Source organism: Acinetobacter sp. YH16056_T (assembly GCF_024605895.1).
Lineage (GTDB): Bacteria > Pseudomonadota > Gammaproteobacteria > Pseudomonadales > Moraxellaceae > Acinetobacter > Acinetobacter amyesii.
On sequence record NZ_CP094545.1, the window covers coordinates 3,185,734 to 3,199,003 of the forward strand.

The window sequence follows — 13,270 nt, forward strand, 5'->3', positions numbered from 1 at the left end:
GTAAATTGAATGAAAAGAGTAACGAGCTTGATTGATACAAGCCCGCCACACATCGCAGTCAACTAAATATTAAATCGCCACCAATTCCCGAATGCCTTTTTCAGGCATTTCACTACCGACACCTTGTGCAATCACTTGCCCCCGCGCCATCACGGTATATTCATCTGCCAGTTCTTCTGCAAAATCATAAAACTGTTCAACCAAAACAATCGCCATTTCTCCGCCATCGGCTAACTGACGAATCACACGGCCAATGTCTTTAATAATCGACGGCTGAATGCCTTCGGTCGGTTCATCTAAAATCAATACCCGTGGTTCGGAAGCGAGCGCACGGGCAATCGCCAATTGTTGCTGCTGACCACCAGATAAATCTCCACCTCGACGATGTTTCATTTCATCCAATACGGGGAAAATCTCATAGAGATGTTCTGGCACTTTTCGGGTTTTAGCGCCTTTAAATTTTGCCATCCCAATCAAAATATTTTCTTCAACGGTCAAGGTTGAAAAAATGTCCCGTCCTTGCGGTACATAAGCCAAGCCTTCACGTACACGTTGCTCTGGACTCAGTTTAGAAATGTCTTTGCCATCCAGTAAGATCTGCCCAGACTTGATCGGTAAAATGCCCATTAAACATTTTAAGAGGGTGGTTTTACCCACACCATTTCGCCCGAGCACCACTGAACATGCCCCCACGGGAGCGGCAAATGTCACATCTCTTAAAATATGACTGCCACCATAAAACTGATTGACGTCTTTGACTTCTAACATGGTCTGCTCCTTAACGTCCGAGATATTTTTCAATGACATCTTCATTGGCTTGGACTTCGGCCAATGTACCCTCTGCCAAAATCGCACCTTGCGCCAACACGGTGACTTTTTCACTGATGGTGTCAATAAAGCTCATGTCATGTTCAACCACGATAAGGGTATGGTTCTTTTTCAACTCTAAACATAGCTCTGCGGTACGCTCTGTTTCAGCATCGGTCATTCCTGCTACAGGTTCATCCAGCAAAATCAATTTTGGACGCTGCATTAGTAGCATGCCTATTTCTAACCACTGCTTTTGACCATGTGACAACAGCCCTGCCGGTTTATGGATCAATTCTTCTAAGCGGATTTGTGCTAAAGATTCGTCCAAGGCGTTTTGCGCATCTGGATCGAGTTTGCTGAAAAAACTCTTTTTCACCCGTTTATCTTTAGGTGCAGCCAATAACAGATTTTCCATCACGGTAAAATTTTCAAATACGGTTGGCTTTTGAAACTTACGACCGATTCCGGCTTCTGCTATTTGCTCCGTGCTCATTTTTGCCAAATCATAGGTTTGCCCAAAAAAAGCCGAACCTTCTGTTGGGCGAGTTTTACCCGTAATCACATCCATCAGCGTGGTTTTGCCTGCACCATTGGGACCAATGATGCAGCGCAGCTCACCTTCTTTGATATATAACGACAAATCATTTAATGCGCGGAAAGAATCAAACCAAACGCTGACTTTTTCTAAATACAGGGCAATCCCGTGACTGAAGTCCGCACCCTGCTCTTTCGGTCGTCCATAACCTTCTGCGGCATGACCGCCATGCGGTTGAACCCATTGATCATTCATTCGCTGCGCTCCTTTTTAAACCGCTCTAATAGCCCAATCACGCCATTTGGCAGGAATATCGTTACCACAATAAACAGCGCACCTAAAATCAATAGCCATACCTCTGGATAAACCACCGTGAAATAGGTCTTCATCCCGTTGATCAAACCTGCACCCAGTATCGGGCCAATCAGCGTACCGCGACCACCTGCAGCCACCCACACCGCCATTTCAATCGAATTGACAGGGTTCATCTCACTCGGGTTAATAATACCGACTTGGGGTACATACAGAGCGCCTGCAATCCCTGCGATCACGGCAGACAAGACCCATGCAGAGAGCTTGTACCATAAGGTGCGGTAACCTAAATATTGCAAACGGTTTTCACTGTCACGAATTGCACCAAGTACGCGACCATAGGGTTTATTCATCAGGTGACGTAAACCGACAAAACAGATAAGCAAAGTCAGTGCCGTGAGGAAACACAAGGTTGCACGCATTGGTGCAGAGGTAATATCCATACCTAAGATGGTTTTAAAACCGGTAAAGCCGTTGTTACCGCCAAAGCCTGTTTCATTGCGGAAAAACAGTAGCGCCGCAGCAAAGGTCATGGCTTGGGTAATAATTGAAAAATACACGCCTTTAATTTTTGAGCGGAAGGCAAAGAACCCAAAAATGAAGGCAATCAGTCCTGGGACCAAAACCACCAAAGCCAATGCCCACACGATATGTTCAGTACCCATCCAGTACCACGGTAGCTCGGTCCAACTCAAAAAGCGCATAAAGTCGGGTAAGCCATCGCCTGCCGCTTCACGCATGAGATACATGCCGAAGGCATAGCCGCCCAAGGCAAAGTACAAACCATGCCCCAAGCTTAAAATGCCGGCATAGCCCCAAACCAAATCTAAGGCCAATGCCACCAATGCGAGACACATAATCTTGCCAATGAGCGTGACCCAATACGCTGATAAATGCAGTGCTGAATCGGCTGGCAATACATGTAGCCAAGGCAAAATCAGCAAAATGGCAAAGCACACGGCAATCGCCATACCGCTATAGGGTTTATCCGATAATAATGAAGTGATTTTCATGCGCTTACTCCACAAAACGGCCTTTGATGGCAAACAAACCTTGTGGACGTTTTTGAATAAACAAAATCACAAGAACCAGTAGAATAATTTTCGCTAAGACCGCACCCATGCCGATTTCCAGCACTGTGCCACTGACACCTAGACCTAAGGCCGCCAGTACTGCGCCCCATACTTGGCCAACACCGCCAACCACAACCACCAAGAACGCATCGATAATATAGTTTTGTCCTAGGTCAGGACCGACATTGCCGACTTGTGCTAAGGCACAGCCTGCAAGACCTGCAAGCCCTGAACCTAAACCAAAAGCCATCATGTCAATGCGGCTAGAACGTATACCAACGGCCTGTGCCATTTGACGGTTTTGCGTCACGGCACGAACAAATAAACCAAAGCGGGTTTTATTCAGCAAGTAAACCAGCAACAGGAGTACCGCAATGGTAAAGCCAATAATGGCAATACGGTTATAAGGCAGCATCAGGCTCGGTGTCACGGCAATGCCCCCAGACAGCCATGAAATATTCGACACCTCAACGTTCTGCGCTCCAAAAACCATACGCACCAATTGCATTAAAATTAAGCTCACACCAAAGGTGGCTAATAGCGTTTCCAATTGACGGCCATACAAGGGACGAATAACAGTACGTTCAATCAACATGCCGATCAAAGCACTTACAATAAATGCAGCAGGAATCGCGGCAATCAAGTACCAATCGACATAGCTACTGAGATAACTCTTAAACAGGCTTTGCACCACATAAGTGGTATAGGCCCCGATCATGATCAGTTCACCATGCGCCATGTTAATCACGCCTAGCAGACCATACGTAATGGCTAAGCCCAACGCCGCCAGTAGTAAAATACTGGCCGTGCTGAGACCTGAAAAGACATGTCCAGTCCATTCACTGGCCTGAATACGGGTTTTAATATTGCTCTTGGCTTCTGTCAGTGCGGCTTTTAACTCGGGATGCAAATTGGCTTGTTGTAATTCCTGCTCCACCATCGCCAACACATCGGGACGGTTAGAATCTTGCAGCACTTTGGCCGCCTGTATTTTTTGTAAAACATCAGGGTTTTGATAATCCAAGCGTGCTTTGAGCTGCGCTAAACGGGCTTTAACTTTGTTATTTTTTTCATTTAAATACAATTGATTAATATTTTTAACATCCAACTCAGCCAAGTTATTTTCTAAAATATCAATTGCATCCAAACGTTGGTTTAAATCATCCGATTGCAGCTTTTCTTTCGCTTGCGCAAACGTTAAGGCTTTACGAAGGGTATTCACCAAGGTGACTTGAGATAAATCGGCAGGCCAATCCGTCACGGTTTGCAAATCAGGATAGCTCAATAATTTTTCGTCAGTTTCTAAAATATAGGTTTGACCGCTTTGACCACTATATAACTGGTCTTTTTCGACCAATGCGGCCAACTGATCTAAGGATTCAATATCGCCCGGCCATTGATTCAGTAAACTGCGGCGCTCGGTAAAACTACCGCGAACAAATTGCTGAATGGCGTCACCTTGCTGCACAGATTGCACCGTAGGCACGACATTCGCTGCAGTTTCTGCATGCACGATTTGCAGACAGAATAATTGGCTCAGGAATAGAAAAAGGATCGGGAAATTGCGTAATTTTTTCATCTTATAAGCATCCCTATTGAGTAATAGAACAACCCCATCTAGGGATCACATCAAAACATGCCCACTACACAATGGCAGTAGGCATTTGGATTGAATTATTTCGGGATGTACGGGCTCCATGGCTCTGCAGCAATGGTTTTTGCGGTTTTGTGCACCACATCAAACTGACCATCGGCACGGATCTGACCAATCATGACTGGTTTATGCAAATGATGGTTCGACGCATCCATTTGCAAGGTATAGCCCGATGGCGCTTTAAATTCTTGGCCGGCCATAGCTTCACGCACTTTATCGACATCTGTGCTTCCTGCTTTTTCTACCGCTTGTTTCCACATATTGATGCCGACATAGGTAGCCTCCATCGGGTCATTGGTCACAAATTTATCGGCATTTGGCAGTTTGTATTCCACGGCATACTGCTTCATTTTATTGGTGAATTCAGTATTCACTGGATTTTTCACCGACATGAAGTAGTTCCACGACGCCAAGTGTCCTACCAGCGGCTTGGTATCGATACCGCGTAATTCCTCTTCACCCACAGAGAACGCCATCACTGGAATATCCGCAGCTTTGATGCCTTGGTTGCCCAATTCACGATAGAACGGCACATTTGAATCGCCGTTAATGGTCGAGATCACAGCAGTCTTTTTCCCTGCCGCAAACTTCTTCACATTGCCCACAATGGTTTGATAGTTGCTATGACCAAATGGGGTATATTCTTCCATGATGTCTGCATCGGCAATGCCTTTCGACTTCAAAAATGCACGTAAGATTTTGTTGGTGGTACGTGGGTAAACATAGTCTGTGCCCAATAGTACAAAGCGTTCTGCCTTACCACCCTCTTCACTCATCAGGTATTCAACAGCAGGAATCGCTTGCTGATTCGGTGCTGCACCTGTGTAGAAAATATTTTTAGACTGTTCCTGACCTTCATACTGAACAGGGTAGAACAATAAGCCATTTAATTCTTCAACCACGGGTAAAACCGACTTACGAGATACCGACGTCCAGCAACCAAAAATCACGGCTACTTTGTCTTGGGTAATCAACTGACGGGTTTTTTCCGCAAATAGTGGCCAGTCCGATGCCGGATCCACCACCACAGGTTCTAGTTTTTTGCCCAATACCCCGCCATTGGCATTAATTTCATTAATCGCCATCAAGGCCGTATCTTTTAGAGAAGTTTCTGAGATCGCCATCGTGCCTGACAGCGAATGTAAGATCCCGACTTTAATAGTATCGCCACTTGCTGCAGCGGCTTTTGGTTCTGATGTAGCGCTTTCTGTTTTTTCTTCTGCAGGTTTTGAACAGCCCGTTAAAGCAATCGCCCCAGTCATCGTTGCCGCTAAAATACTTTTAGCAAATACATTGCGTTGAAACATTATTCACACTCCCAACCTAAGCTTGTAATTCACATTTTTAAAATGCATTTGTTGTCTTTCATCACAACAGAGCAATTCAATAACTGTGCCAAGCCTTATTTTTTATTTTGATTGAGTGCCTTTATTTATTTTTAAATGTTATTTTTCAAATAGTTACAATCATAAAATTTGCTTTTAATTTTTTATGGGTCGATTCAAAAATCGTAAAATCACCGCAAAGATGCATACAAACTTGTATCCAACATTTGACCTATAATTGAACAATTTTGCGACGTTTTTCAAAAAACACGGTGTTTTGGCACACAAATCATGCAGCTTTTCCTAAATTTGAAGCAAAAAAAAACCACTTGCGTGGTTTTTTCCTTGTTGCAATTTTAAACCGCCAAATCGGCCAAATTACCCTTCTGTTCCAACCAATGCTTACGGTCTGAAGAGCGCTTCTTCGCTAATAATTTGTCGAGTAAACCTGAAGTAAACTGTACGTCATCCAAGTCTAGTTGCACTAAACGACGTGTATCGGGATCCATAGTCGTTTCACGCAGCTGACTCGCGTTCATCTCACCCAATCCTTTAAATCGGGTAATTTGAGGATTTTTGGTTTTACATTTCTTTAAGATGCTTTCTAGTTCATCTTCATCCAAGGCATAGTGCACATCTTTATTGTCATCTATACGGAACAGCGGTGGCATCGCCACAAACAGATGCCCTTCCTCAACCAAAGTATGGAAATGTTTGACGAACAGTGCGCAAAGTAAAGTTGCAATGTGCAAACCATCCGAGTCGGCATCGGCCAAGATGCAAATCTTGCCATAACGAAGTTCTGACAAGTCGTCACTACCCGGATCAACGCCAATCGCAATCGCAATATCATGTACTTCTTGCGATGCTAAGACTTCATCAGAAGACACTTCCCAAGTATTTAAGATCTTACCACGGATCGGCATGATCGCTTGGAAGTTCTTATCACGTGCTTGCTTGGCAGAACCACCTGCAGAATCCCCTTCCACAATAAACAGTTCTGATTCTTCGAGGGTATGACCCACACAGTCAGCCAATTTACCTGGTAAGGCTGGACCTGAAACGATCTTTTTACGTTCAACTTTTTTCGCAGCTTTTAAACGGCGACCAGCCTTAGCAATCACCATTTCAGCCAGTTGCATAGCAATATCGGAGTTTTGATTCAGCCACAGTGCAAAAGCATCTTTGGCAATATTTAACACCACACCAGAGGCTTCACGGCTTGAAAGTCGTTCTTTGGTTTGACCCGAAAATTGTGGCTCTTGGAATTTCAAAGAGAGAATAAAGTTGACGCCATCCCACACATCTTCGGCAGACAGCTTCATATTCCGTGGCAATAAATTCCGTAATTCACAGAATTCACGAATCGCATCCGTCACACCCGAACGTAAACCGTTGACATGGGTACCGCCCTGCGCAGTCGGGATGAGGTTGACATACGACTCTTGAATGGACTCACCGCCTTCCACATTCCAACAAATCGCAAACTCAGCGCTGGCACGCTCTGCTTCACCAGTCGCCACAAATGCAGGGGCAGGAACGATGTCACGGTCTTGAAGTTCATCCATCAAATAGTCAACCAGACCATTTTCAAACTGCCATTCAATTTTTTCGTTATTGATTTGATCGACATAAATGATTTGTAGACCGGCAGCCAATACTGCTTTAGCTTTTAAATTATGTTTAAGCGCTTTTAAGGCAAATTTAGGTGAGTCAAAATATTTCGCTTCAGGCCAAAAATGCACGGTCGTTCCTGTCGCACGTTTGGCACATTTACCTTCTAAAACTTCCAGTGGCGCAACTGGTTCACCGTGTTCAAAGGCCATTTTATACAGGTTGCCATGACGTTGAACTTCCACCTCAACACGGTTGGACAATGCGTTGACGACAGAAATCCCTACACCATGTAGACCACCTGAAAATTGATAATTGTCTGTGCTGAATTTACCGCCGGCATGTAGTTTGGTCAGAATAATTTCAATCCCGCTTTGACCATACTCAGGATGGATGTCAACTGGCATCCCACGACCATTATCTTCAACTGACAATGAGCCATCTTTATACACTGTCACGGTAATTTTATTGGCATGTCCTGCAAGCGCTTCATCGACGGCGTTATCTATCACTTCCTGCGCCAAATGGTTTGGTCGTGTAGTGTCTGTATACATCCCCGGACGACGACGTACCGGATCTAGGCCAGATAAAACTTCAAGTGATTGAGCCGTATATTGCGTCACGTTGCAAAATTCCCTGCTTTTTTGGTTAAAACATTTCTTCAAGCGCTACAGTATATGCTTTTTTATTAAAATGCATATCTCTTGCGATCAGCCGCCATTTTCTTAAACAATTTAAACGTCAAATGATGTCGTAACTGCCCATTTTTTGTATGTTGGATCTAGCTTTTCAGCATTTGGATTGGATCATTTTATTTAGGCATATTTTTGACAGCATCGGACAAAAACTGCAAGAGCATCGGTATTTTTTCTGCAAAATCATCCATGCCATGTGTTCCTCCAACCTCAGTGATCAACATAGCCATACCGGCTTGAGCCGCACTATAAAAATCAGCAGCATCTCGATAATCCAAGGTTTCATCGCCTTGTTGGAGCAAGACCAACAGTTGATCTGCGTTCTCAATCTTAGATACAGCCAAAGCCTGCATTTGATTGAGCTGTGCATCATCCAAGCACCACGTTTCAGTCACCTGATAAGGCAATGCCGTCTCGCCAAATAAATCACGAAATAATTGCCATGGATAGACCGCAGGATTGATGAGCACTGCAGGAATGTGATGGCATGCCATCAACTGCGTCGCATAAAAGCCACCTAAACTACTCCCCACCAAAACCACATCATCTAGACCGTCAATCAGCTCTGACATCTGCTGCATCACCTGTAGCGGTGGCATATTCAAATCTGGAAAATGCACGTGCAGACCATTTAAGTCTGCGCAATAGCGCCGCAATATCTGTCCTTTCACTGAATTTGAGTTACTTTGAAAACCATGCAAATACACAATATTCATCATTTTGATTCCAAATTGATCTTTAAATTGCTTTAAAAGTGGCATATAAGTGCTAACTGTGTCACATTTTCTAAATTTGAATTTTTAGTAAAATTGTCAGACAAAAGGCATTCACCGACAGGTCTGTTATCGGTATTGTAAAAGCTGTTCGTGAGAATTTTATAAAATAAACAATGAAACTTCAGGCTATTCCAGTAATAAATACAATTGAGGGATAGCATTGAATGTAAGGATAGGAACATTATGCCTAGCTTAACACCATTGCATGAAACCTATTGTAAATGGGACCGCACGCCACCCAGTCAAGCAGATGTGCTGGAAGGTTTGGCACAGCTCGTGACAATGCGTTTTAGTGATGTCGTGCATGACTTGATCAAAAACATTCAACGTGAAATTTTAATCAGTATTTTTGGAATGAGCGAACAAGGCTCGAAAGCCTTTCATAAGCAGCCGACCATTGCACGGATTTACGAATTTTCTTACAACACTTTTTTCAATTATGGCAATTATTTACTTGCACCAACGCTGCGTAGCATTATTGAAAAATTCCCACGCTTACACGACAAACCCCTCACCCCGTCTTTACATTTTTTAGTGGGCGCACTGAATGGGGTCTTGGGCGACTATTTACTGAAATATCACAACCCGATGGCCTTACCGATGGTGGTTTACGACCATTATGGTGCGGTACAAAAAGGCGAATTAACCGGTCGTATTACCCTGTTGATTCATGGGCTCTGCATGAATCATCTGTCATGGTCGACAGCCAAATATGGCGGCATCGGTGAAAAATTACTGTCACAACGTGACCACAACACCATGCTGTATTTAAATTACAACACAGGTCGTCGTATCTCGACCAATGGTCGCAGCCTTGCCAATACATTAGAAGATTTGGTCCGTCGCAACCCAGGTATTACCAGTATCGACTTAATTGGTCATAGTATGGGGGGCTTAGTGTCCCGTAGTGCCATTTTTTATGGCAAACAAAATATGTATCAATGGATTCATCAAGTTGAAAATCTAGTCTGCTTGGGCTCACCACATCATGGTGCGGTACTTGAACGTGTCGGATTTCATCTGCAAGATCAATTGGGGCGTTTCCCCTTGGTCAAAATCGTGGGCCACGTGGTGAATATCCGTAGTAACGGCATTTTAGATTTGCGCTATGGCAGCGTGCGTGATGATGATTGGGAACATAATGATGTCCGCATTGGACTCATGGACGACAACCGTAAACCTGCCCCGATTCCATCACATATCAATACCTACCTCGTGGCAGGAACCATCGAATATGAACATCGTCGCAATAAAACGCGACATGTGATTGGAGATTACTTGGTCAGTGTAAAAAGTGCACTGGGGGAACACCCAAATGCACGTTATCAACTGAAAGTGCCAGATTCACATAAAGCGATTTTTTATGGCCTGAACCATTTTGAAATTCAGCATCACCCGCAAGTGGCCGAGCAAATCGTGCATTGGTTCTATCCAAACAATGACGATAAAGCTTGTGATCATATCTATGAATTTATGATGGACTTGGAAAGTATGGAAGGTATTGCCCTAACCTAAGGTAAACTTCCCCCATGCAGACTCGTATAAAAAAACCCTCAGTTGAGGGCTTTTTTTTGCATCTTAGAATTAAAATTTATCACGTAAACGTGGCACTGGTTTGCTTGGGTATTTACGCAATAACTGCCAAAGACTGAGCAAGGTTAAAACTGCAAAAAACACCAATGACCAAACCGGTAATGATTGTCCCAAGAACGTCCAATCCACTTTGGCACATTCACCAGAGCCGGTTAGTACTTGTTCAAAGACTGATTTTAACGGCAGCGTTTCTACCCAATAATCCAGTCCTGGGCCACAGCTAGGCACTTTGTCTGGCGGTAAGTTTTGCAGCCAAATATGACGCGCAGCCACCCCAGCAGACCAAAGAATTGATAGTGTCCCCAACAATGCGTAAATGCGTTTACCCCAATTCGATGCTGGATTGTGAATCAACGCAATCAATGAAATGATGCCGAGTCCAATCAAACCAATACGTTGGAATACGCACAACGGACAAGGTTCTAAGCCTTGTACATGTTCTAAAAACAGCGCAAAAGACATACCGATCACGCTGGCTAAAAACAACAAACCACTCACGAAGCGGAAACTCCATTTCATGGTAAATCCTCTTAAAATTTTTTATCTAAAGTTTTTCAAATATTCTTCAAAACTCAAGGTGCAGTCTTGCTCAAGTTGAGCCTGTTTTTCTAAAGACTGCTCAGCAGCTTGTGCAAAATATGCAGCAGTTTCAGGGCTCAAGACATGCTGCTCATACACTTCAGCATGTTGTAAGGCCATAAAGCTACCAAAGCCCCAAGTTCCACCTTGTTCTAAAGTATCGCTAATCATACGTGCCGACAATGTTTCATCGACTTCATCGATGCGTGATTGCATCACAGCCATTGCCTGAGTGTAAATATCTGTATTGTAAGAATCATCTAGCAATTCAGCCAACGGTTGCATCGCAGCAACATGTGTACGACACCATGTTTCAATTGGAATCGCTTGGCCTTGCTGTAAAATCACTGCATTTGGCGCACGACCACGGTTCACTACTTCCGCCTGATTTTTCTCAATTTCATTTTGTTCGGCATCTAACAATGCTGGGCTGTCTTGCAATAAACAGTATAAAGCCACCACTTCGAGCAAGCCTGCCGTGTCTTCATTGATCCCAATCGGGCTATAAGGATTGACGTCTACTGCGCGTAATTCTACATAACCCACACCACGATTTTGCAGGGCTTCAGATGGTGTTTCACCATCCTGTGGCACTTGTTTCGGACGAACCAAACTGTAGTATTCATTTTCAATTTGCAACACATGGTCATTAATTTGAATCGGTTCACCCTGTTCATCATTTAAACCTAAATGACTAAATGCGGCATACGGGGTATGCACCGCTTTTTGCAAACCTTCCAAATACGCCTGAATGTCGTTGTAGTGAATCCCTAACTGTTTTTGTGCTGAATTTTGATAGCCAAAATTTCCCATACGCAGCGCCGTTGCATAGGGTAAAAATAGCGTGCCTTTTAAGAGCGGTAACAGCTGATGTTCACGTCCAGTCATAAAACATTTACACACCGACGGACTCGCCCCAACCAAAAACATCACCAATGGCGTTAAACGAATAAAATTACGGATTAGGCCAAAATAACGATGACTGCGATAATCCTGTAAGCTCAATGCCTTGAGGGCGTCGTCAGTTTCATGCTGTTGAAGTGCTTCAAAGAAATGATCTGGGAAGGATAAATTATAATGCACCCCTGAAATGGTCTGCATCCGGCGACCATAACGCACCCCTAAACCACGACGGTACAAGGTTTTAAAGCGCCCAATATTCGAGCTGCCATATTGCGCTAAACGAATACTGTCTTCGTCTTTATCCAACATGCATGGCATCGACAACGGCCAAAGTTTTTCACCATGTTCTAAATGCGTATGCGCAACAGCATGTATATCTTGCAGATAGTTCAACGCCTCTGTAATGGTTTCTTTTGGCGGCGTGATAAATTCCATTAAAGCTTCAGAATAGTCTGTCGTGATATGCGGATGAGTCAAAGCCGCACCCAAAGCTTGGGGATGGTCGGCCTGAGACAAGAAACCGTTGCTTTGCATACGCAAGCTTTCACGCTCAATACCGCGCAACATTCCTTTAATCAGCGAAGAATCTACCCAAGTCGGTAAAATGTCTTGAGAGGTCGATTCGGGTTGACTCATTGCTATCTCGCTTAAATGGAAGAAACTACTAAAATAAAATCATCAGTTTATATCAGTATAACGCGATTTGAAGTGGGCAAATGACCCACTGTATAGTTTTGAGACAAACCGTGATTTTATTTTGGCAATTTTTTATCACAAACTTACTCTATATGACATTTGAAATTTGTGATTTTATAAACAAATATATGCTAATAATGCTTAAAACTTATGAATTATCAAGATATTCTCGAATTTTGGTTTAACCCAGAAAATCAGCCCAATTGGTTCGCTAAAAGCAATAATTTTGATGTTTTAATCGAAAAAAAGTTTAAAGACATCCATCAAGCAGCCAGTCAAGCAGAACTATGGCAATGGCGTACTAATGCCGAAGGTCGCTTGGCTGAAATTATTGTTTTAGATCAATTTTCTCGAAATTTATTCCGTGATTCTGGCTTGGCTTTTGCCCAAGATGCGCTGGCTTTGGCACTTGCCCAAGAAGCCATCGCACAGGGTTTAGACCTACAATTAAGTCCTGAACAGCGCTCATTTTTATATATGCCCTTTATGCATAGCGAATCGACAAAAATCCATCAAAGCGCGTTAAAATTATTTGAGCAACTAGGCAATCCGATAAACTTAGAATTTGAAAAAAAGCATAAAGTGATTATCGATCGATTTGGACGTTACCCTCATCGCAATGTGGTATTGGGCAGAACATCCACAGCAGAGGAATTGGAATTTTTAACCCAGCCCAATTCTAGCTTTTAATTGACGGCTTTTGGC

General features: G+C 43.6%; 11 protein-coding genes. 2 read left to right on the forward strand and 9 right to left on the reverse strand.

The features are described 5' to 3' along the window. Positions 1-69: 69 nt before the first annotated feature. From urtE to MST17_RS15525, 7 genes are all read right to left on the reverse strand, one after another. Positions 70-768 carry an urea ABC transporter ATP-binding subunit UrtE gene (urtE, locus tag MST17_RS15495; protein ID WP_068532840.1) on the reverse strand — a complete coding sequence of 233 codons (699 nt, stop codon included), beginning with the start codon at positions 766-768 and terminating at the stop codon, positions 70-72. 10 nt (positions 769-778) lie between these two features. Continuing rightward, positions 779-1,600 (reverse strand): urea ABC transporter ATP-binding protein UrtD, encoded by an 822-nt coding sequence (urtD, locus tag MST17_RS15500; protein WP_068532837.1) that lies wholly within the window; start codon positions 1,598-1,600, stop codon positions 779-781. Beyond that, positions 1,597-2,670 carry an urea ABC transporter permease subunit UrtC gene (gene urtC / locus MST17_RS15505; protein ID WP_180025881.1) on the reverse strand — a complete coding sequence of 358 codons (1,074 nt, stop codon included), beginning with the start codon at positions 2,668-2,670 and terminating at the stop codon, positions 1,597-1,599. The genes urtD and urtC overlap by 4 nt, the downstream gene beginning before the upstream one ends. A gap of 4 nt (positions 2,671-2,674) precedes the next feature. Next, complete coding sequence (gene urtB / locus MST17_RS15510) at positions 2,675-4,309, reverse strand: urea ABC transporter permease subunit UrtB (protein WP_180025880.1); 1,635 nt, start codon at positions 4,307-4,309, stop codon at positions 2,675-2,677. Positions 4,310-4,404: 95 nt separating this feature from the next. Then, positions 4,405-5,691 carry an urea ABC transporter substrate-binding protein gene (urtA, locus tag MST17_RS15515; RefSeq protein WP_180004371.1) on the reverse strand — a complete coding sequence of 429 codons (1,287 nt, stop codon included), beginning with the start codon at positions 5,689-5,691 and terminating at the stop codon, positions 4,405-4,407. 374 nt (positions 5,692-6,065) lie between these two features. Beyond that, positions 6,066-7,946 carry a DNA topoisomerase IV subunit B gene (gene parE / locus MST17_RS15520; RefSeq protein ID WP_078190600.1) on the reverse strand — a complete coding sequence of 627 codons (1,881 nt, stop codon included), beginning with the start codon at positions 7,944-7,946 and terminating at the stop codon, positions 6,066-6,068. Between the two features lie 188 nt (positions 7,947-8,134). After that, the gene (locus tag MST17_RS15525) at positions 8,135-8,734 is read right to left on the reverse strand and encodes a YqiA/YcfP family alpha/beta fold hydrolase (protein ID WP_180025949.1); all 600 of its coding nucleotides are present in this window, start codon (positions 8,732-8,734) and stop codon (positions 8,135-8,137) included. 243 nt (positions 8,735-8,977) lie between these two features. On the opposite strand from MST17_RS15525, the gene MST17_RS15530 reads away from it, so the two are divergent. Then, a complete protein-coding gene (locus tag MST17_RS15530) occupies positions 8,978-10,309 on the forward strand; it encodes an alpha/beta hydrolase (RefSeq protein ID WP_180025879.1) in 1,332 nt (443 codons plus the stop codon). Positions 10,310-10,378: 69 nt separating this feature from the next. Here MST17_RS15530 and MST17_RS15535 read toward each other — a convergent pair whose 3' ends face one another. After that, positions 10,379-10,906: a disulfide bond formation protein B gene (locus MST17_RS15535; protein ID WP_078190602.1), complete on the reverse strand. Its 528-nt coding sequence runs from the start codon at positions 10,904-10,906 to the stop codon at positions 10,379-10,381. Between the two features lie 21 nt (positions 10,907-10,927). Next, positions 10,928-12,505, reverse strand: coding sequence for a glutamate--cysteine ligase (gshA, locus tag MST17_RS15540; protein WP_168379700.1), 1,578 nt, complete (start codon positions 12,503-12,505; stop codon positions 10,928-10,930). Positions 12,506-12,715: 210 nt separating this feature from the next. Here gshA and MST17_RS15545 point away from each other — a divergent pair, with 210 nt between their 5' ends. Beyond that, positions 12,716-13,255 carry a DUF924 family protein gene (locus tag MST17_RS15545; protein WP_180025878.1) on the forward strand — a complete coding sequence of 180 codons (540 nt, stop codon included), beginning with the start codon at positions 12,716-12,718 and terminating at the stop codon, positions 13,253-13,255. Positions 13,256-13,270: the final 15 nt, after the last annotated feature.